At 61.3% G+C, this 21,367-nt stretch carries 20 protein-coding genes; 4 read left to right on the top strand and 16 right to left on the bottom strand.

The genetic code is table 11. The features are described from left to right. The first annotated feature begins 91 nt into the window (after positions 1 to 91). The 3 genes from DYST_RS19080 (at position 92) to DYST_RS19070 (ending at position 1,697) form a co-directional block, all read left to right on the top strand. Complete coding sequence (locus tag DYST_RS19080) at positions 92 to 802, top strand: SDR family NAD(P)-dependent oxidoreductase (RefSeq protein ID WP_239947556.1); 711 nt, start codon at positions 92 to 94, stop codon at positions 800 to 802. Between the two features lie 42 nt (positions 803 to 844). Further along, positions 845 to 1,270, top strand: coding sequence for an organic hydroperoxide resistance protein (locus tag DYST_RS19075; protein WP_239947555.1), 426 nt, complete (start codon positions 845 to 847; stop codon positions 1,268 to 1,270). 100 nt (positions 1,271 to 1,370) lie between these two features. After that, complete coding sequence (locus DYST_RS19070; protein WP_343214839.1) at positions 1,371 to 1,697, top strand: DUF1330 domain-containing protein; 327 nt, start codon at positions 1,371 to 1,373, stop codon at positions 1,695 to 1,697. A 301-nt stretch (positions 1,698 to 1,998) separates the two neighbouring features. On the opposite strand, the gene DYST_RS19065 is transcribed toward DYST_RS19070, so the two are convergent. From DYST_RS19065 to DYST_RS19000, 14 genes are all read right to left on the bottom strand, one after another. After that, a complete protein-coding gene (locus DYST_RS19065) occupies positions 1,999 to 2,904 on the bottom strand; it encodes a S1 family peptidase (protein WP_239947554.1) in 906 nt (301 codons plus the stop codon). Between the two features lie 198 nt (positions 2,905 to 3,102). After that, positions 3,103 to 3,909: a hypothetical protein gene (locus DYST_RS19060; RefSeq protein ID WP_239947552.1), complete on the bottom strand. Its 807-nt coding sequence runs from the start codon at positions 3,907 to 3,909 to the stop codon at positions 3,103 to 3,105. Positions 3,910 to 3,975: 66 nt separating this feature from the next. Next, on the bottom strand, positions 3,976 to 5,265 hold the full coding sequence (locus DYST_RS19055) for a PIN domain-containing protein (protein ID WP_239947550.1): 1,290 nt from the start codon (positions 5,263 to 5,265) through the stop codon (positions 3,976 to 3,978). A gap of 350 nt (positions 5,266 to 5,615) precedes the next feature. Continuing rightward, a complete protein-coding gene (gene ssb / locus DYST_RS19050) occupies positions 5,616 to 6,185 on the bottom strand; it encodes a single-stranded DNA-binding protein (RefSeq protein WP_239947548.1) in 570 nt (189 codons plus the stop codon). Between the two features lie 231 nt (positions 6,186 to 6,416). Then, positions 6,417 to 7,106 carry a response regulator gene (locus tag DYST_RS19045; protein ID WP_239947540.1) on the bottom strand — a complete coding sequence of 230 codons (690 nt, stop codon included), beginning with the start codon at positions 7,104 to 7,106 and terminating at the stop codon, positions 6,417 to 6,419. Next, positions 7,103 to 9,769, bottom strand: coding sequence for a sensor histidine kinase (locus tag DYST_RS19040; RefSeq protein WP_102302895.1), 2,667 nt, complete (start codon positions 9,767 to 9,769; stop codon positions 7,103 to 7,105). The genes DYST_RS19045 and DYST_RS19040 overlap by 4 nt, the downstream gene beginning before the upstream one ends. A 164-nt stretch (positions 9,770 to 9,933) precedes the next feature. Then, on the bottom strand, positions 9,934 to 10,503 hold the full coding sequence (kdpC, locus tag DYST_RS19035) for a potassium-transporting ATPase subunit KdpC (RefSeq protein ID WP_102302989.1): 570 nt from the start codon (positions 10,501 to 10,503) through the stop codon (positions 9,934 to 9,936). Between the two features lie 10 nt (positions 10,504 to 10,513). Beyond that, positions 10,514 to 12,013 (bottom strand): outer membrane beta-barrel protein, encoded by a 1,500-nt coding sequence (locus tag DYST_RS19030; RefSeq protein ID WP_239947538.1) that lies wholly within the window; start codon positions 12,011 to 12,013, stop codon positions 10,514 to 10,516. A gap of 80 nt (positions 12,014 to 12,093) precedes the next feature. Then, complete coding sequence (locus DYST_RS19025; RefSeq protein WP_239947537.1) at positions 12,094 to 12,294, bottom strand: hypothetical protein; 201 nt, start codon at positions 12,292 to 12,294, stop codon at positions 12,094 to 12,096. 92 nt (positions 12,295 to 12,386) lie between these two features. Then, positions 12,387 to 14,468, bottom strand: a complete 2,082-nt coding sequence (gene kdpB, locus DYST_RS19020; protein WP_239947535.1) for a potassium-transporting ATPase subunit KdpB — start codon at positions 14,466 to 14,468, stop codon at positions 12,387 to 12,389. Between the two features lie 25 nt (positions 14,469 to 14,493). After that, positions 14,494 to 16,296 (bottom strand): potassium-transporting ATPase subunit KdpA, encoded by a 1,803-nt coding sequence (gene kdpA, locus DYST_RS19015; RefSeq protein WP_102302898.1) that lies wholly within the window; start codon positions 16,294 to 16,296, stop codon positions 14,494 to 14,496. Next, the gene (gene kdpF, locus DYST_RS19010) at positions 16,293 to 16,385 is read right to left on the bottom strand and encodes a K(+)-transporting ATPase subunit F (RefSeq protein WP_074545624.1); all 93 of its coding nucleotides are present in this window, start codon (positions 16,383 to 16,385) and stop codon (positions 16,293 to 16,295) included. Before kdpF ends, kdpA begins: the two co-directional genes overlap by 4 nt. Positions 16,386 to 16,681: 296 nt before the next feature. Then, positions 16,682 to 17,653: a VTT domain-containing protein gene (locus tag DYST_RS19005; RefSeq protein WP_239947533.1), complete on the bottom strand. Its 972-nt coding sequence runs from the start codon at positions 17,651 to 17,653 to the stop codon at positions 16,682 to 16,684. A 107-nt stretch (positions 17,654 to 17,760) separates the two neighbouring features. Then, entirely contained in the window at positions 17,761 to 18,981 is a 1,221-nt protein-coding gene (locus DYST_RS19000) for an MFS transporter (RefSeq protein ID WP_239947531.1), read from the bottom strand. Positions 18,982 to 19,120: 139 nt separating this feature from the next. On the opposite strand from DYST_RS19000, the gene DYST_RS18995 reads away from it, so the two are divergent. After that, positions 19,121 to 20,122, top strand: coding sequence for a polyprenyl synthetase family protein (locus DYST_RS18995; RefSeq protein WP_102302901.1), 1,002 nt, complete (start codon positions 19,121 to 19,123; stop codon positions 20,120 to 20,122). Between the two features lie 45 nt (positions 20,123 to 20,167). Here the strand turns inward: DYST_RS18995 and DYST_RS18990 are convergent, their stop codons facing one another. Together DYST_RS18990 and DYST_RS18985 are read right to left on the bottom strand one after the other, a co-directional pair. Then, positions 20,168 to 20,956, bottom strand: a complete 789-nt coding sequence (locus DYST_RS18990; protein WP_239947529.1) for a dienelactone hydrolase family protein — start codon at positions 20,954 to 20,956, stop codon at positions 20,168 to 20,170. A gap of 36 nt (positions 20,957 to 20,992) precedes the next feature. Then, positions 20,993 to 21,352, bottom strand: a complete 360-nt coding sequence (locus DYST_RS18985; protein ID WP_239947527.1) for a hypothetical protein — start codon at positions 21,350 to 21,352, stop codon at positions 20,993 to 20,995. Positions 21,353 to 21,367 lie beyond the last annotated feature (15 nt).

Below are 21,367 nucleotides of genomic sequence, written 5' to 3'. Positions count from 1 at the left end.
TTATCGGCTGCGCACTCGTAGATTGATGACGTCGGCAACGCAGGCCTATCTGCACGACGCCGGACATCCCCTTCTACGAGTGAGACAGAGAATGAACAGTCAACAGAAAGTCGCCGTCATTACCGGCGCATCGCAGGGTATCGGCGCCGGCCTGGTGAAAGGCTTTGTCGACCGCAATTACCGCGTGATCGCGAACTCCCGCTCGATCAAGCCGTCCAGCGATCCCAACGTGATCGCCGTGGCCGGTGACATCGCTGACCGCTCCGTGGCTGCACGCATCATTGACGAGGCATTGTCGCGGTTCGGGCGCATCGATACGCTGGTCAACAATGCGGGCATTTTTATCGCCAAGCCATTCACCGCGTACACGACGGATGACTACAGTAGCGTTCTGTCGGTCAACCTCGACGGTTTCTTCCACATTACCCAGCTCGCCATCGCCGAGATGGAAAAGCAAGGCAGCGGCCATGTAGTCAACCTGACGGCGAGCCTGGTCGATAACGCGATCGATGGCGTACCGTCAGTGCTGGCCGCGCTTACCAAGGGTGGCCTGAACGCAGCGACCAAGTCGCTCGCCATCGAGTACGCCAAGCGTGGCATCCGCGTAAACGCAGTAGCACCAGGCATCATGAAAACGCCGATGCACGCGCCCGAAACGTACGACGCGCTGGCCAGCCTGCATCCAGTGGGACGGATGGGCGAGATTTCCGACGTCGTCGAAGCTGTGCTCTATCTCGACTCAGCCACTTTCGTAACGGGCGAGATTCTGCACGTCGATGGTGGGCAGAGTGCCGGTCACTAACAAAGACGAAGCAGATTCCCCAGCCAACCTGAAGGAATAGCCATGATCAAGAAACTCGAAAAGGTGCTGTACACCGCCGAATCCCACACCACGGGCGGGCGCGACGGCGCAGGAAAGACCAGCGATGGTGCACTCAACGTGGTGCTTAGCTCGCCCGGCTCGGGCAAGCCTGGCACCAACCCGGAGCAGTTGTTTGCTATCGGTTACTCGGCCTGTTTCATCGGTGCGATGAAGGCAGTGTCAGCGAAGCTGAACATCAAAGTGCCGAATGATGTGGCTATCGATGCGCATGTGTCTCTCGGTGCCATCAACGGTGGCGCAGGGTACGGTATCGCGGTCAAGCTGGCGATCAGCCTGCCGGGCCTCGATAGCGTCCAAAAGAAACAACTGGTGGATGCGGCGCACCAGGCGTGCCCGTACTCGAACGCTACGCGCGGCAACATCGATGTCGAACTATTGATTGCCTAACTACACGTTGTCCCACACCCAGCACGGCAGACATATGCTGCGCTGGGCGTGAAACGGTAGTGGAGTTTATTTCTACGGATAGATCCGTGTTTTAAAAATCATGCGAAGGCGATGTGTCGCCGAACGGAGTCGAACGATGGCTAGTGGATATTGGGTAATGACATTTCGATCAGTTTCGGACCAGACCGGCGTCGACAGATATGCGGCTGTCGCGGGGCCGGTCATCCGTGCTCATGGTGGGCGAGTTCTAGCGGCAGGTCTGCCAAGTTTTTCGTATGAAGCCGGCACGATGCAGCGCGTAGCCATCGTTGAGTTCAGCAATCTCGAAGCAGCTGATGCCGCGTACCGTAGCCCCGAGTATCAGGCGGCAGTGCAGTACCTCGTCGGCGCAGCCGAACGTGACGTTCGCATCGTTGAAGGCACCTAAGGCGAAGATTGCGCTTCGGCCAGCTCCCGGAAGCGAAGCAGGAACGCGCCACCCAGGAAAGCAAAAACCCCCGATTCCTCGGGGGTTTAAGTTCACAAAACCGTTTTAAGGTGTGTTTTAGAACGGTTCCTTGTACCTGAGAGTACCTTGCACTTGCTACGACGCAAGCCTACGTGCCAATTCCAACGCCGAAAACCTTACAGCAGGGCGTGATTCTGTCAAATTTCGAACGTCTGGCTAGGTTAAACGCAACAAACCTGCGCTACCCACGCGCGTTCGACGGCTTCAAAGACGATGACAGTCAAAAATGACCATCCGTGCCCTGGGCTCCACGAGCTCGCCCCGAAGGCACGAGGATTGTTACCTTTCCGCTCGGATCGACCGATGTCATGCGATCCACGCCCTTGATCAATCCGACGTCAACAAGCATCTGTAAATAGTATGGTTTGGGGCTCTTTGAAATTGGGTTCACGGTATCCGTTAACTCAATTCCGGCGCAAGGCCAAAGGGCCGCAACGTACGAGACTGATTCGCCACTCCCAGGCTCCAATTCAAAGCTTGAATTTATGACACCGCAAACCTGACCCGCCGAGTTAAATACTGGCCCGCCGCTCATTCCACCTTCAATGCGCGCGTCCGTTTCGTAGCACGGATAGGGCAGCATCGTGCTATCCCTTCGTAGTTCATGGATCTGCGTAATGTATCCGTCCGAGCTATATGCCTGAATTCGGACTCTACTACCGACTTCACTGTCAAATCGATGATCTGACTGAGGGTAACCAAGGGCTGATATTTCCTCTCCTTCCACCGCCTGGGCGAATGACAAAGTAGGGGTCTCCCAGTTGAAGCCTTCCGGCAGTTGAACGGGATCGCGGGGCTCAACAAGGAGAGCGACGACATCAATGGTGGGGGTGTATCCGTAGCCCATAACCGCCCACTTCATCAGCCCGTACTGTGGATGCAGTACTGCAAAGTCGATCCCGAATGCGAGCTCGCCCTTGATCTCGGGGAGTGTGCAACCGTGGAACCTTTTCGTGATTTCATCAATCACGTGACGGGCAGAAAGAGCAATGTACGGAGCGACAAAAAAGCCGGACCCTAGAGGTAACAACTCTTGTCCGGCATCGTCAGAGATCTCTCCGGCAACGACCAAGCCCGTAAAAGAGAGCTTCCTTTCTGCACCATTTACCGAATTGTATGAGGCCAAGATTCGTCCTACGGGTGTTGGAGGGTGGCCATTTATCGGTGCCCGACTCAAATATCCCACAGCGAGCAAAACCGTACGCCGATGATGTCCCCGATGGCTTCAGTACTGGAGTTCAGACGACTGGACGCGAAGCCTTCTTTCAAGCGCAAGCCCCATGACCCGGAGTAAAGCACCGAGTTGCACGCCGTCCTGTGTGCTTCAGGCAGGTAGAGCAGCACTCGGCGGATCAAGTTTTAGCGAAATGGAATCGCATGCAGTAATTGCTTCCTCGATGTCGGTGCCACGCAAGGATGTTATCCGCTCGTACTTGGCATCGCCCCCCAAGGCCACCGGAAACGAATCCACTGACACCCTTGCACGTACGAACTCCGCAACAACGGTGATGTCCTCCATCTGGACCCCCACCTTATGAACACGCCCGTTATTCATAACTGCGTACACGTCCTGCGCTCGCTGCCCCTCCAGTTCCATCTTAATTGTGAACCGCACCGGCCCATCGCATGGTTCCGTCAATGCGGGCCCTAGCAGCTCGCCACTCGTGGCAACTTTTAGGTGAATCAGCCCGGTGACCACCAGTCGGCGTAAGGCTTCCACCCAACCCTCCGCATCTTCTTCGTAGGCGCGATGCCACCCTCGATGGTGCAGATAGTTGCCGAACTGCTCGCATACCCTACGAAGCTCGCGGCTCACTGGCGTATAGGTGAACGACACTGACGTGCCTTCATCATCCACAACGTGGGTCATTCGGACGACTTTGTCACCAACCTGGAACGCCTCCTCAAGAGCTCGCCCAACCTCAGTTGTGCGATAGCTGTCCTTGAACCGCTTGGGAATATGGTCCCAGCTCCTGGCATATTGGGCTTGGCGAGCTTCGGTGCCAAGTCGGATCTCTAACGCCGCGTACAGCAAATTGTCTAAGCCGCCGGCATTGAATAAGTCGCTTGCCCGCGCCAGATGGGCTTTGGGATCAATGGCGTGCTTCTGCAGTGCGTCCGAAATAGTCATACGGGAGTCCTTGAAAAAACCACTCACCTCTCGGCCTATCGAGTTCTGGAGTGGCGCAGAGGGCAGTCAGGTCATTGGCATGAGCGCAATTTCCTCGAGTTTTGGTGCCGACACTATGGGCGTCGGATTTCCGTTTTCGTCGAGACCTTGGAAATAGTCTGCACTCCAAGTAATTTCAAAAGAGATAGTCGGAAGATTTGCTTCCTCCCATTGGCCCGGCAGCCCATGGTTCCAACCGAGAGGTGCGCTGCTAGCCGGAGGAGGCAAAGGGACGACGGGTGGAACAGGCGGAAGAGGTGGTGTGGGCGGAGGGAGAGATGGCACGAGACCCGAGGGGCCCAAATTGAGCGTCGTAGGCGGGCTGATGATCGGCAATGGTGGTAGTGCAGAGCCATATCCCCCGGCCACGTTGTATCCACCCGCCTCGCCATACGCCAGGTTCATTCCCGACGAAGCGGTAATCGCAAAGACGGTCCCAATGCGTTCAACGTCGTAACGCGTCTGGAAGATGACGCGCGTCAGTTCTTTGCGCAGAAAGATAGGCACTTGATATGTGCGTCGAGCAATACGTATGTTGACTGCGCCTGGGACCATATCAAGCACGTAGGAGAACTTATTCGTACATTCCGCATCGACCGCCTGCCAAAGATCATTGGCACGACCAAGCAGCGCGCCCGCAAGATGCGGCATTTTGTAAGCGAATTTCTCCGGGATATCAGAAGTCAGTACGTTGAGTTCGTTTGTTAGTGCGTCAAGATTTTCCAGAACCTTTACTCGACGTGCGTTGCATTTTTCACTTACGTGTTCGCTAAGCAGGCCGTCGCTTGTCACAAATATCGCGGAATCTGTACCCCCATCTATGACCTCCTCACAAAATTGGAAAAAGGTCTGCGCAATGATGGCGTCTCTGAAGCCCTTTTCCTTTGAATTTCCCACCTCAAAGGGAGGCTTACGAAAGGCAGCGCCGTCAGCGATCTCTGCCCAGTTGACGAGCGTGTAGTTGCACTCGCGCACACTCACGCCCAATCGATGCAGAGCGTTCTGAGCCACCTCAGAAATCTTTTGCTGGACTTCCTCGACGCGACTGATCCAGGCACTTCCAAACACCTCGGGCATCTTTTTAGCGTGTGATACCACATGCTTCGCGGCTTCCCACAACTGATACTCGCGCTCGGCTCGCACCATTTGCGGTATCACCCATTTGAGCGCTAATTTCTTTTGCTGCAGGGATTCAATGACGATCCGCGCTTTATGCGAAAAAAAATCGTCCAGTGACGCATTGGACTCTGGCTTTTCGTTAACGTAGATGGTGTTCGTATCCAGAAAGATATGAAGCGTCGTTGTTGGCTTTTGCATGCTTGAGTATCTCTGGCTTCACTGGGTCAAGTAGATAGAAAGTGGACATGCCAAGCTTGCCGCGAATAGTGCCGCACAGCAAAGCGTCGTTAGTGCAGGAGAGGCAATTCTTTCATCAGCAGCGAACACCTGCGGCGAAAACCAGCAAAACCAGCCAAAATCAGGGTCAGAGTGGACTTTCCATGAAAACAGCCAGGAAAAGCGCACTCTGGGATGGCCCAGTGTGCGCTTATCGGTTACCCACGGTAACTGATTGACGCCCACTGCAAACCAGCGCCATGCGCAAACAAAAAGCCCATGGTGACCATGGGCTTTTTGAAACTACGCAACGATGTTGTCGCCGATGAAAATCAGAACGGAATATCGTCGTCGTCGAAGCTGTTGTTCTGCACCGGCGGCGCGGACTGGCGCTGCTGGTTCTGGTTGCCGTAGTTGTCGCCGCCGCGCGAGCCGCCGTCGTAGTTGTCGCCGCCACGGGCCTGCTGGCCACCGCTGTAGCCGCCCTGGCGCTGACCACCGCCGCCGCCACCGCCCTGCGAGCGCTGGAAGTTACCACCGCCACCGCCGCCCGAGCCGCCTTCCGAACCACCGCCGAGCATCTGCATTTCAGCCGCGACGATGTCGGTACTGAAACGCTCGACGCCGTCCTTGTCGGTGTACTTGTCGGTACGCAGCGAGCCTTCGATATAAACCTGGCGACCCTTCTTCAGGTACTCGCCGGCGATTTCAGCGAGGCGGCCGAACAGCTTCACGCGGTGCCACTCGGTGCGTTCCTGCTTTTCGCCGCTCTGCTTGTCGGTCCAGCTTTCGGACGTTGCGATGCGGATGCTGGTGATGGCCGTGCCATTACCGGTGTAGCGGGTTTCCGGATCCGCACCGAGATTGCCGACGATAATGACTTTATTGACGCCGCGTGCCATGGATGTTGTTTCCTCTGTGAGCCGGCGCTGCGTTCTTGAGCAGTCAGCACCGGATGGTTGTACAGGCGGCCATCATAACCGTGCCCCGGCCCTGGAGACAGGCGTTGACCGGGGCCGGGGATCTATGAATCAGGCCAGCCTTCGCCCTGCCCGGCTGTCCGGAATGGGCGGAAAAAGTCCGGAAATCAGACCACTACCGGCTCTCACCGGCTGCGACACGCACCCGATCGTTCAGCCGCCAAGAAAGCGGTAGCCCACACCCGGCTCGGTCTTGAGCCAGCGGGGGGTGGCCGGGTCGTCGCCCAGCTTTTGGCGCAGCTTGCCGACCACGATGCGCAGGTAGTGGCTGTCTTGGGTGTGGGTGGCGCCCCAGATATCGCGCAGCAGCTGTTGCTGGGTCACCACGCGCCCGGCGTGGCGCAACAGCAGGGCCAGCACCGCGTACTCCTTGCGGGTGAGCGAAAGCACCACACCGTCAAGGAACACTTCGCGGCGGGACAGATCGATGGCGAGGTGTCCATCGTCATAGCGCTGGGTAGCTTCCGGTTCGCCCTGGCGGTTGCGCATCAGGGCGCGCAGGCGGGCCATCAACTCCTGGATACCGAAGGGCTTGGTGACGTAGTCGTTGGCGCCTGCATCCAGGGCTTTGACCTTCTCGCTTTCCGCATCGCGCACGGACAGCATCACCACGGGCACGTGGCTCCACTGGCGCAACTCGGCCAGCACCTCGTGCCCTTCCTTGTCAGGGAGGCCGATATCGAGAATCACCAGATCCGGCGAGCGGGTGGCCGCCAGCGCCAGCCCTTCCGCCGCATTCGCCGCGAGCAGCACCTCGTAACCCTCGGCACGCAGGCCGATGTCGAGGAATTTGCGGATCTGCGCCTCGTCGTCGATGACCAGGACACGCGCAGCAGAGGTCATACAGGGTTCGCGGGCGGCGCCGGGAGCGGCAAGGTAATGCGAATGTTGGTGCCTACGCCGTCGCCGGGCAAGGCCTCCACGCTGCCGCCGTGCGCGCCGATCATGCCGCGGCAGATGGCCAGGCCAAGGCCGGTACCCTGCGGCGCGCGATCACCACGCGATACCGAATAGAACATGTCGAAGATACGCGCACGCTCGTCTTCTGGAATGCCGGGGCCGCGATCGACCACGTCGATCTGCACCTGTTCGCCTTTTGCCCGTGCCACCACCCGCACAGCTTCGCCCGGTGGCGAGAAGCGCGCGGCGTTCTCAAGGATATTGAACAGCGCTTGTTCGATCAGCGCGGGATGCACGTAGAGCAGCAAGGTCTGCGGCGGCAACGCTATGTCCACCCGCAGATCGGGAAACAATTTGCGCAGACGCGTGGTGGCCGCCGCGACGATTTCGGCGACATCCGTCCAGTCGCGATTGAGCTTGAGCGTGCCGTGACCAAGCTTGGTCATGTCCAGCAGGTTCTGGATATAGCGGTCCAGGCGCTGACCTTCGCCGAGGATCGCCTCCAGCAGTTCACGGCGTTCCTCCGGCGGCAGCTGGTCGCCATAGCTGGATAGCGTGCCGGCCGAACCGATCATCGAGGCGAGCGGCGAGCGCAGATCATGCGATACCGACGACAACAAGGCATTACGAAGGCGCTCGGTTTCGCCCTGCACGCGCGCGCCCTCCAGTTCCTCCGCCAGACGTGCGCGCTGCAGCGCCTGCCCAATGTCCTGCACCATAGTCAGCGCAAGGCTGCGCTCATCGGTAGATGGCTCGCCCTGCCCTGGCGGAAAACGCAGCGCCGCTACGCCGAGATGATTGTCATCGCTGCCCAATGGCAACACCCAGCACGGCGCGGCATTGAGCGTATCGGTGTAACGGCCCGCTTGTTCGGTGTGTTTTTCGCACCAGGCAGCGGCGCCCAGATCCTGTGCGGTCAGATCGAAATCACGCGGCGCCGCAGCCACCACGCGTAGCACCTGGCTGGCATCGCGCGCGAGCATCGCCACGTCGCAACGCAGGACATCCGCCAACGCTGCTGCACCCACCCGGCGGATGCCTTCGGCATCGGTGCTGGTGGAAAGTCGTTGCCCCAGCGCCAACAGCGCACGCGCCTGCGCGTGCGCCATACGCAGGGATTCCACCTGGCTGGCCAGCTTGGTAGCCAGCCGGCTCGCCACCAGCGCCGCGACGAGGAACAGGCAGACTGCCAGTACGTCGTCGAAGTTGGCGATCATCAAGGTGTAGCGCGGCGGTGCAAAGAAGAAGTTGTAGCCGAGAAAACACAGCACCGCGGTGTACACCGCCACGGCCATGCGCGTGCGCACCGCCACCACCAGCACGGCGGTCAAGAAGATCAGCGAGAGGTTGGCGACCGACAGATAGCGATCGGCAATGAAGGACAGACCAAACGCGACCAGTGTGGCGAGGGTGGCGTAGATGTATTCGCCACGACGCCCCCTACCACCCGGCATGCGCAGGCGCAGGCGCGACTTGGCCCGCTCGGCGGGCGTGGCAATGATGGTCAGTTCCAGGTGCGCACCGCGACGCAGCAGCAACTGCGTGAGCGATCGACCCAGCATGCGTGCCAACGGTCGCTCGCGTGTACGACCCAGGATGATCTGGCCGATACCTTCGCGATCTGCGTGCGCGATCAGTTCGTCCGCGATGGCATGGCCACGCAACACGACGGTGTCACCGCCCAGCCGGCGAGCCAGACGCATGGCGGCATCCATCCGCTCGCGGCGTGCCTTGTCGAGCGTGATGCCGGTATCGACGAAAGCCACGCTCCATGGCGCGCCGCGACGCTCCGCAATGCGGCGCGCAATACGCACGAGGTATTCACTTTGCGATTGCCCATCGATGGCGGCCAGCACGCGACGACGCACGGGCATGACGCCACCGCGCGCCAGCATGTGCTCGCGCAGGTCGCTGTCCACATGGCCCGCGACGGTGTCGACGGCCAGTTCACGCAAGGCAACGAGGTTGGTGGGCGAGAAGAACGCATCGAGCGCGGCGGCGGCCGTCTCCGGCACATAGACCTTGCCCTGCTTCAGGCGTTGGATCAGCTCGCGTGGCGGCAGGTCGACCAGCACGATGTCGCGTGCCCGATCCAGGAAGGCATCCGGCACGGTTTCGCGAACGGTGACGTTGGTGATGCGTCGCACCTGATCGTTGAGACTTTCGAGATGCTGCACGTTGAGCGCGGTGTACACCTCGATACCGGCCTCGATCAGCTCGGCGATATCCTGCCAACGTCGCTCGTGGCGACCACCCGGCAAGTTGGTGTGCGCAAGCTCGTCAACCAGGATGATGTCCGGCCGACGCGCCAACGCCGCATCGAGATCAAACTCGGTGAAATCACGTCCCTTGTAGTTCACCGTGCGGCGGGGCAACTGCTCGAGCCCTTCCAGCAAGGCCGCGGTTTCCTGCCGGCCATGCGTTTCTACCAACCCGATCACCACGTCCACACCCTGCCGCTTGAGCTCGCGCGCCGCAGAAAGCATGGCGTACGTCTTGCCCACGCCCGGCGCGGCACCCAGGAAGATCTTCAGGCGACGCGTGCGCTCCTCCTGCACGGAATCAAGCAAGGCATCGGCACGTGCGTCGCGGGAGGGTTCGGACATGGGTTCGCAGGTGATGGTAGGTGTGGAGTTAGGGTAGGACGTGGGAGATAGGACCGGAAGTGAAATCGTCGGCCTGCTACTCCGCCACGAGCACACACCCTTTACTTCCCTTTTCGGGGCTCACCCCCGCCCTCTCCCCTCAGGAGAGAGGGCGGAATGCCGCTTCACCGACCATCCAACGCCAGATTGAGCTTGAGCACATTGACGCGCGGCTCACCAAGCATGCCGAACTGACGTCCTGTGGTCGCCATCGCCACCATCGCTTGCACCTGCGACGGACTCATCCCACGCACCTTCGCCACACGCGCCACCTGGTAATCCGCCGCAGCGGGCGAAATCTCCGGGTCGAGACCGCTACCCGAGGCCGTTACCAGATCCACCGGCACCGGCTTGGTATTGCCCGGATCGGCCACACGCAGCGCGTCGATACGCTGCTTGACGGCATCTGCCAACGCCGGATTGGTGGGACCCTGGTTCGATCCGGTCGACGACGCACCATTGTTCGGCTGCGGCGCCGTGGCCGACGGACGACCCCAGAAATACTTGGGGTCGTCGAAGGACTGGCCGATCAGCGTGGAGCCGACTGGCTTGCCGTCTTTCACGATCAGGCTGCCGTTCGCCTGCGACGGGAACAGCACCTGAGCCAGGCCGGTAACGACCAGCGGGTACGCCACGCCGGTTATCACCGTCATCAGGAGCAGCATCACTATGGCGCTGCGAATCAGCTTGCCCATGTTCATGACCTCAGTAGTGAAGGATGGCGTCGACCATAGCGACTGCCTGGTAGTTCTTCTTGCCGCCGTTGTACGCGTTCACATCGTACGAGTGCTCGTAGCGAATCTCCGGGCGGATCTCCAGGTCCGACGACACCCAGTGCGTCAGGCCCAGCGTGTGGCTGCTGTACTTGGTGGCGTAACCGGTGCGCTGACCTTTCTGGTCGTTGTAGAACTCGTTGCGGAACGACAGCATGTTGCTGGAGTTCAACTCGAAGTTCAGGTAATTCACCACGCCGTACTCGCCGGCCTTGCCCGGATACGGTGACGAGGCCACCACGCCCGGCTCGCCATCTGGCCCAAAGCCAGGAATGTTGCGGCCGTACATGTAGTAGGCCTCGGTCTGCATGTGCACGCTCTGGCTGAAGCGATGGCCCCAGGTCATCACGTACATCTGCACGTTGTTGTAGTTGTAGTCGGAGGTGTTCCAGCTGTTGATGCAGGGGTAAAGCATGTCGTTGTTGTCTTTCGATACCCAGCGCACGCAACCTTGCAGCGTGGGCCGTGCCGAATGGTTCCACGGCGCCGTGTCGTTGCTCGCATTGATGCCCAACTGCACGGTCCACTGCTGACTCAGACGCGTGGTGGTCATGATGCCGGTCTGGGTGTACGGGTCCACCGTGTAAAGGATGGAGTGCGTCACCAGGTAGTTCTGCGGCGAGAACTGCGCCTCGATGTCGGGCAGTGACAGATAGCGACCGATACGGATCACCATGCCCTCCGCGACCGACGGGATGTACAGATCGTAGTAGAACAGCATCGGGTCGACGCCGTAGATCTTGCCGTTGAGCGCGCTGTTCGACTTGGGGTTATTCAACAGCTGGTTGCTGAATACGCCCTTGCTCACCGTGTAGTGATAGTCGTAGCCGTACAGCGTGGAGATGTTGAAACCCCAGTCCACGTGATCCGTCTGCACGGTGTCTTCGACGCGGGTGATGTTGAACACAAGCTGGTCGAACTCCACGCGATTGGGGCGTGTGGCGTACGACAACGGGTAGTTGGTGAAGCTGGATGAGCTCACGTTGGCCGAAGGATTGATCCAGCCGTTGATCTCGATGCGGTTGCGCTTCATCCAGTTGCCGAGCTTGGTGCACGAGAGCGCTTTCTGCAGCGGATATTGCCCATAGGACGTCGGGACGCCGATGGGCGCAGCAACGCCACCCAGCTGCCATTCGCTGCTGGGGAACGGGGGCGAGTCGAGCGGCGCGTCCATCGCGCGGCGGGTGGGTGCAGGTGCATTCGGATCGGCCGGCTGTGCGTCTTCGCGATAGGCGGCGCCAAGACGGGAGAAGAAACCCTGCGAACAATCATCACTCGATGCCGGCGGCATATTGTTGTGGGTGGTACCGTCGTCGAGGCTGGCCGCGGGAGCGACGTCAGTCGCAGCAGCGGTGATGCCTTCGGCGAAGACTTGACCCGCCGGGGCAAGCGCCAACAACAACGCAACTGAAAGAACCTTCTTGGACATCATGGGTGTTCCTGAAACCGGCCCGGGGCGAGCCGTCCTTTTTGTGAGTAGAGAATGATGGGCCGCTTTCTTGCGGCCTCGTATCAGATGCCGGCGTAGCCGCCGAGTACGTAGTCGTCCTGCTCGCTGTGCGGCGCATCCGTGTCACGCGGCTGGATGCGCGTCCGTCCCTGCGCCGGCAGTGCGATCACCACGTCGCAGGCGGAGTCGTTCGAGGAAAGCCGAAGCTCCATGTCCGGATGGGTGTCGTCGGGCAGCGAAACGGAAAGCTTGAGGATCTGCATGGCAATGACTCCAGGAGTCGAGTGCGATTGGTTTGTCGAGCCGTCATTCCCGCCCTGCGGGAATGACGTTTCCAGACGGTTTGGCGCGTTGATCAGGCCAAGCCGCAAAGCACCAGCAACATATCGATCACCTTGATGCCCAGGAACGGAACCACGATGCCGCCGAGGCCGTAGACGAGCAGGTTGCGACGAAGCAAGGCGCCCGCACCCAGCGCGCGGTACTTCACGCCCTTCAGCGCCAATGGAATCAGGAAGATGATGATGAGCGCGTTGAAGATCACCGCCGACAGGATGGCGCTCTGCGGGGTGGCGAGCTTCATCACGTTGAGCGTGTTCAGCGCCGGGTACGTGGTCGCAAAGGCAGCCGGGATGATGGCGAAGTACTTGGCGATGTCGTTGGCGATGGAGAACGTGGTCAACGAACCGCGCGTGATCAGCATCTGCTTGCCAATCTCCACCACCTCGATGAGCTTGGTGGGGTTGGAATCCAGATCCACCATGTTGCCGGCTTCCTTGGCCGCCTGGGTGCCGGTGTTCATCGCCACCGCCACGTCGGCCTGGGCCAGCGCAGGAGCATCGTTGGTACCGTCGCCGCACATGGCCACCAAGCGGTTCTCGGCCTGGATCTTGCGGATCAGCTTGAGCTTGGCTTCCGGGGTGGCTTCGGCGAGGAAGTCGTCCACGCCGGCTTCTGCCGCGATCGCGGCGGCCGTCAGCGGGTTGTCGCCGGTGATCATGATGGTCTTGATGCCCATGCGGCGCATTTCGGCGAAGCGCTCACGGATACCGCCCTTCACGATGTCCTTCAGCTCGATCACACCCAGGGCGACAGCGCCTTCGGTGACGATCAGCGGCGTGGCACCACGACGCGCGATGTCTTCGGCCATGCGCTTGACCAGCGGCGGCAAATGGCTACCACAAGATTCCAGGTAGCGTTCCACCGCGTCCAGCGCGCCCTTACGGATCAGGCGCTCACCGAGGTTCACGCCGCTCATGCGGGTCTGTGCGGTGAACGGCACGAACTCAGCGTGACCTTCTTCCAGCTGACGCTCGCGGATGCCGAAACGCTCCTTGGCCAGCACCACGATGCTGCGGCCTTCCGGCGTTTCATCCGCCAGCGAGGCCAGCTGCGCGGCATCGGCGAGCCTGGCTTCCTCGACGCCCGGAGCCGGTACGAAGGCGACAGCCTGGCGGTTGCCCAGCGTGATGGTGCCGGTCTTGTCGAGCAGCAGCACGTCCACATCGCCCGCCGCTTCCACCGCACGGCCGGAGGTGGCGATGACGTTGGCGCGGATCATGCGATCCATGCCCGCAATACCGATGGCCGAGAGCAACGCGCCGATGGTGGTGGGAATCAGGCACACCAGCAGCGCCACCAGCACGGTGAGCGTGATGGGGTTACCCGAACCAGCCACCTGCACGCTGTAAATGGAGTACGGCAGCAGCGTCGCACAGGCCAGCAGGAAGATCAGGGTGAACTTCGCCAGCAGGATGGTGAGTGCAATTTCGTTGGGTGTCTTGCGACGCGATGCGCCTTCCACCATGGCGATCATGCGATCCAGGAAGCTTTCGCCGGGATTGGCGGTGATGCGCACCACCAGCCAGTCCGACAGTACACGCGTGCCACCGGTCACCGCGCTGCGGTCACCGCCGGATTCGCGGATCACCGGCGCGGATTCGCCGGTGATAGCGCTTTCATCGACGCTAGCCGCGCCCATCACCACTTCGCCGTCGCCGGGCATCTGTTCACCCGCCTCGACCAGCACGTGATGACCCACGCGCAGCTCGGAGGACGGCGTGAACGTCACGGCGGCGTCCTTGGTCGGCGCAGCGAGGCGCTTGGCCACCACATCTTTGCGCGAGCTGCGCAGTGCAGCAGCCTGTGCCTTGCCGCGGCCCTCTGCCAGCGCTTCGGCGAAGTTCGCGAACAGCAGGGTGAACCACAGCCAGATCGTCACCCAGAAGATGAAGCTGGTTGGCGCCTCGCCGTGGCCGGTCAGTGCTTGCACCCACAGCAAAGTGGTCAGCACGCTGCACACGAACACCACGAACATCACCGGATTGCGGAACTGCTGCTTCGGCGACAGTTTGCGGAACGAGTCCGCGATGGCTTTCACGATCAGGTCGCGGTCGAAACTGCGAACGCCGTGGACGGGGGTATGAGTCGTTGTCATGGATCAATGTTCCTTCGTGCGCCGATCAGCGCACCGACATCAGGAATTCGGCGATGGGGCCGAGAGCCAGCGCGGGGAGGAAGGTGAGCGCGCCCACCACGACCACCACGCAAGCAAGCAGGGTCACGAACAGCGGTGTATGCGTAGGCAGCGTGCCGGCCGACGGTGGCACGTGGCGCTTGGCGGCCAACGAGCCGGCCATGGCAAGCATCGCGATGGCGAGCAGGAAGCGCGACAGGTACATGCACACACCCAGCAACACGTTCCAGAACGGGGTATTTGCCGAGAGACCGCCGAATGCGCTGCCGTTGTTGTTCGAGGCCGACGACACCGCATAGAGGATCTCGCTGAAGCTGTGCGCACCCGGGTTGCCCACGCCTGCCACACCCGCCGGCGTCATCACCGCGATAGCCGTGCAGATCACCACCAGCGCACAGGGCACCAGCACGGCGAGGCTGGCCATCTTCATTTCGTGCGCTTCGATCTTCTTGCCCAGGTATTCGGGTGTACGGCCCACCATCAGGCCAGCGATGAACACCGCGACCACCGCGAAGGCCAGCATGCCGTAGAGACCGCAACCGACACCGCCGAAGATCACTTCACCCAACTGCATCAGCCACATCGGCACCAGGCCACCCAGCGGGGTAAGCGAGTCGTGCATGTTGTTCACTGCGCCGCACGAGGCCGCGGTGGTGACGGTGGAGAACAGGCCACTGGCAGCGATGCCGAAGCGCGTTTCCTTGCCTTCCATGTTGCCACCGGCCTGCAGCGCGGAGGCCTGCTGGTCGACAGCCAGGCCGTGCAGTGCCGGGTTGCCGGCCTGTTCGGCGGCGATTGCGCCGAAGGCGAGAGGGACAAAAATGAGCAGCATGGTGGCGAGGATCGCCCAGCCCTGGCGGCGGTCGCCGACCATGCTGCCAAACGTGTAGCAAAGTCCCCCAGGAATCAGGAAGATCGCCAGCATCTCGATAAAGTTGCTGAACGGCGTCGGGTTTTCATACGGGTGGGCGGAGTTCGCGTTGAAGAAGCCGCCGCCATTGGTGCCGAGCTGCTTGATCGCGATCTGCGAGGCGGCCGGGCCCATCGGCAAGGTCTGCGTGGAGACCGTGCTCGACTTGGTCACGTCCTTGCCCTGAGCGTCCTTCACCGTGTTGCCGGCAGCGTCCTTCACCGTTTCCACGGCCGTCGTGTTCTGCATCAGCGGAACATCGACATAGTTCTTGAAGTTCTGCACCACGCCCTGCGAGGAAAGCAGCAGCGCGACCACCAGCGAGAACGGCAACAACACATAGAGCGTGCTGCGGGTCATATCGACCCAGAAGTTGCCGACGCTATCGGCACTACGGCGTGTGAAGCCACGCACCACCGCCAGCAGCACGGCAATGCCCGTGGCGGCCGACAGGAAGTTCTGCACCGCCAGACCCACCATTTGGGTCAGGTAGCTCATGGTGTTTTCACCGCCGTAAGCCTGCCAGTTGGTGTTGCTGACGAAGCTGATGGCGGTATTCATCGCCAGATCCGGCGACAGCGCATCGAAATGCTGAGGGTTCAGCGGAAGCCACTGCTGCACGCGCTGCAAGGCGTACAGCAGGAAGAGGCCAGCCATATTGAACAGCAACATGGCGATGGCATAGCGCTTCCAGCTCATCTGGTCGTCGGCGCTCACGCCCGAGAGACGGTAGAGCAGATGCTCGACCTTGCCACCCACGCGATTTACGCCGTTGGACGTATCGGCGAAGGCCAATGCCATATAGGCGCCGACCGGCTTGATCAGCACGAGCAGCACGCCCACGAAGAGCACAACCTGAAAAATGTCAAAGGTGGTCATTCGAACCACTCCGGTTTGAGCAGGGCCACGCACAGGTAGCCCGTCAGGGCCACCGCAATGACGGCAGCCACGAAATACAACGCGTTCATTGAAGGAGTCTCCCGGAGGAAAGGCGCGGACCCGGTCGCCAACAGCGGCGACCGGCGGTCGTCAGGGGCGGCGGCCCAGGCGGTCGCAGATCAGCAGGAAGCCGAGCGCCGCAGCGAACAGCACGATCGAAAAAAGGAGGTAGATGGCGTCCATGGATGCCCGATTCACCGTGTTAGTTAACGATGAAAATTGTCGGCAGTGGCGCATAAGAAAGGGGTAGTGATTTCCATCGGCCGCGTATAGAAGCCGTAAAAATTTGCCCCGTACCTGGGTTACAGCGCCCAGGACACGCGAATCAAACGGCGTGAGAAACCACGACCTCTTCCGCCACCGACATGCGATGCACCGGGTAGCCTGCCGCATCCCAGGCGTCCAGGCCGCCCAGCAGCGGACGCACGCGCTTGTACCCCCGCAGCATCAGCGCCTTGGCCACCAGCGCCGCGGAGTATTCGTTGGGGCAGGTGCAATAGAGCACCAGCTCCGTGTCCGGTGGCACGGTATCGGCGATGCGCTCGATGCTGTTGATATCTGCCAGCAAGGCACCGGGAATGACACGCGCGTCAACCAGCCGCGCGCCATCCGAACGCACATCCACGATCACCGGGTTGCCGCCGTTGTTCACGACGTCGTTGAGTTCTTCCACGGTGATGCGCGCCATGCGCAGGGTGCGCATCAGGTGATGCCGCTGCCACCACTTGACGATGATGTAGAGCGCGAGCAGACAGCCGATGAACATGAGCGCCACGCTGCCGGCATTGGCCAAGGCCATCAGCACGGCATCGATCTGATTGGCGAAGATGTACCCAAGACTGACTGCCGTGCCCACCCACATGAGCGAACCCAGGCCGTCGAACAGGATGAAAGGCGCCGTGCGCAATCCCATCGCACCGACCAGCGGCGGAGCCACGGTGGACAGGCCTGGCACAAACTTGGCCAGCAGCAAGATGCTTCCGCGCCACTTCTGGAATCGCAGTTCCGACTGCCTGACGCAAGAGTCGGGGGACAAGGAAATACGGCACAGCGTACGCATGACGCTGCCGCCGAAATAGCGGCCGGCCGCATACCAGGCGTAATCGGCCAGGAGGCAGGCGAGCACAGCCGCCGCCACCACGCCCGTCAATGGAAGCCGCTCCATCGACGCCAGCGCGCCGGCCACGATCATGGTGGGCACGGCGGGCACGGGAACGCCCGCCTGCTCGACGAGCACGTTGACGAAAACCAGCAGCAGTCCGTACTGCGCGATGAGTTCGATGATGTGGTGAGCCATGGACGCCAACCTCGCCGCCCTATCAGGCGGCGACATGCCGCCCAGCGCCACGATGATTGGGGTTACGGGGCGCAAACGCAATGCGGTTTTGCGCTCTTTTTAGCCAGTCAGGCGCCGCTGGAGGCTTCGGCGGTGCCGCCTGCCAGACCTGCCGCACCGGCCATCCGCCGGGCACCCAGCAGAACCAGCGGCAACCAAAGCAAAGTCAGGGCCGCAGAGCACAGGAAAATGCCCTCGATACCCAGGCGCCCCAGTGCTATGCCTCCCACGGCACCACCCACGAAAGCACCCAGGAACTGGCTGGTCGAATAGGCCCCCATGGCCGCGCCGCGTAATGCCCCCGGCGCCAATTGGGAGACCAGGCTGGGCAAGGCCGCTTCCAGTAGGTTAAAGGCCGAGAAGAACACGGCGGCCGCCAGCCCCAGCGCAGCAACGTGGGTCCCGGCCACGCCTAGGCCGAGCAACCCGAGCCCCACCGCCACCACGCACACGGCCACTACTCGCAGGCTCTGCGTCAGATCGCGCATGCGGCGCAGACAGGCGCCCATCACGAAGGCGGCGATCACCATCACCGGGAGGTAGAGCTCCCAATGGCGATTCACCGGCAACTGCAGACGGTCCGCCAACAGCAGCGGCAAGCCCACGAAACTGGCCGTCAACAGCAGGTGCAGGAAGAACACTGAGCCGTTGAGCACCAGCAGGCGGCCGTCACGCAGCATCGATAGAACGCCACCGAGCGAGGCCGACGCCGGTGCCGAGGGTCGCTCCGGTGTGGGCACGATCAACCACAGCAACACCAGGGCTGCCAGCGCAAGGGCGGAGGTAGCAGCAAACAGGCCCGGCAACCCGCCAAGTGCTTCCAGCGGCGGCCCCAGGATCAGCGCCAGCAGGAACGCCACGCCAATAGAGACGCCAATGATGCCCATCACCTTGCTGCGGTTCTCATGCCGGGTCAGGTCGGCGGCCAGCGCCGTTCCCGCCCCGGCGACAGCGCCCATACCCTGCAGGGCCCGCCCGATCACGATGCCGAGCAGCGTGTGCGACATCGCAGCCACCAGCCCGCCGGCCGCGAACACCAGCAGACCTAGCGTAATCGCGGGCTTACGGCCGATGCGGTCAGACAGCAGCCCCAGCGGGATCTGCAGCAGGACCTGCCCTAACCCATACACACCCAGGGCCAACCCGATCAGCCACGGCGTTGCATCCGGCAGGCGCTGCGCATACAGCGAAAACACCGGCATGATCAGGAACAGGCCGAACAAACGCAGGCTGATCACGCAGGCCAGGGTCAACGCACTGCGCCGCTCAAGTGGGGTTAGTTTGCTCACCGGGGGCTTCTTAAAAGGGTCGCATCAGCCAGCGATTATTACGTTTCGGTCCAAAAAACCAACCGTGGTGCCGTGTCGCGGCGGTTTCTTGCGCCGTTCTCTCTCTATAATCCCTGAGATACGACGCTACGATCGCCTCATGACCACGACCCAAGCCGACACCCGCCGCTCTGCCGACTTTGCCGCCGTCCGAGGGCTCGCCGCCGCAGACATGCACCGGGTCGACTCGCTGATCCGCCAACGCCTTTCGTCGGACGTGGTGTTGATCAACCAGATCGCCGACCACATCATCGCGGGCGGTGGCAAGCGACTGCGTCCGATGCTGCATGTACTGGCCGCCAACGCGGCGGGTTACCACGGCGAACACCACATCAAGCTGGCGGCTGTCATCGAGTTCATCCACACCTCCACCCTGCTGCACGACGACGTGGTGGACGAGTCGGACCTGCGTCGCGGCCGCAAGACTGCCAACGCGCTGTGGGGCAACGCTGCCAGCGTGCTGGTGGGTGACTTCCTCTACTCGCGTTCGTTCCAGATGATGGTTGAGCTGGATGACATGCGCATCATGCGCATCCTGGCCAACACCACCAACACCATCGCCGAAGGCGAGGTGCTGCAATTGCTCAACATCGGCAATGCCGACGTCGACGAGGCGTCCTACCTCAATGTGATCGAACGCAAGACGGCAGTGCTGTTCGCCGCCGCGACGGAACTCGGCGGGCTGCTCGGCGGGCTACCAGCGGATCAATGCGCTGCATTGCGCCACTACGGTATGCAGTTGGGTTATGCGTTCCAGATCGCCGACGACCTGCTCGACTATGTGTCCGACGCGGGCACGCTGGGCAAGAACATCGGCGACGACCTCGCCGAGGGCAAGCCCACGCTGCCGCTGATCTACGCGCTGCAACGCGCGGATGCCGAACAGAAACAGTCGCTGCGCCATGCCATCGAGCACGGCGGGCTGGATTCGCTGGACCGCATCATCGCGGCCATCCGCGATTCCGGCGCACTGGAGCGCACCCACGAGCGCGCGGTGATGCACGCTGACGCTGCGCGCGACGCGTTGCGCGTGCTGCCCGATTCACCCTGGCGCGATGCCATGGCGACGCTGGCGGACTATTCGGTGCAGCGCAGCTTCTAAGCCTACGGAGCGCACAAGAAGTGTGCGCCCCGATTCACGACTGGATTACGGCGTACCGCTGAACGCCCCGTGCAGCCAATCCCGCATCATGCGATAGCTGCGCTGGGCGGCGCGTTCGTCATAGGCGCAACCGGCGCTGTGCTGGTCTGTCTCGGTGAAGCAGTGCACGGCATTGCCCAGCACAACGAACTGCCAGTCGACCTTGGTAGCGCGCATTTCGTCCATGAACTTGTCGGCGTCGGGCATGGTGCCCTTGTCATCGGCGCCGTTCATCACTAGCACGCGCGCCTTGATGTTCTTGGCCAGTGACGGATCATCCGTCTGCAGGCCACCATGGAACGACACGACGGCGGCCACGTCGGCGCCACTGCGCGCAAGATCAAGAACCGCCGTGCCGCCGAAACAGAAGCCGATCGCAGCGAGCTTGCTGAGGTCGATGGGTGCGGTCTTAGCCTGCGCCTTCAACTGATCCAGCGCCATATTGGCGCGCTTGCGCATCAGTACGCGGTCGCCGTAGAGCGGCTTGATCGCGGCCTTGGCTTCGTCATCATTGGTCGGACGGATCTTTGCGCCGTACATGTCGGTGAGCAGGATCACGTAGTCCTTGCCGGCGATCATCTCCGCCTTCTTGATGGCGAGATCGTTCACGCCGTACCAGTTGGGCACCATGACCAGACCCGGGCGCTTGGTGGTCACCGCGTCGTCATAGACCAGCACACTGTGAAAGGTGGTGCCGTCCTGCGTCCACTCGATCGGCTTTTCCACCATCTTCGCCTGCGCGGCAACGGTGAATCCTGCAAACAATAGAAAACTGCAAAGGCGGGCAATGCGCATGAGGATCTCCTTATTGCGGTGACTACCACGGGTAAATCAGATACTTTTTTCCAGCGCTTGAGCCAGACAAGCGGGACATGCCAAACGAAAACTGCGCTTCATTTTTTGCATGAAGAGGCGATCATTCAATGCCTTCGCTGATCGCTCCCGATCTACTAGGCAAAGTTCCGCCCGATCGTTTGACTTGAGATAAGCCACAACCCGCTCGAAGTCCTGGGCGTCCAAATAGGCGCTGCTTACTCGATGAGCTTCGTCACGATCGGGGCTAAGCGTCCGAATCGTATGGACACTGGCCCCCGCCAGCGATCCTTGGAGTATCAGCGGGCCCAGTGAGGCGCTGACGCAGGCCATCTTCCCCAGGGAATCATGTTCCTTGCAAACGTATTTGCCACCCATGTCACTTCCCTGCAG

This window comes from Dyella terrae (assembly GCF_022394535.1).
Lineage (GTDB): Bacteria > Pseudomonadota > Gammaproteobacteria > Xanthomonadales > Rhodanobacteraceae > Dyella.
This window is presented reverse-complemented; position numbering and strand designations above follow the sequence as displayed.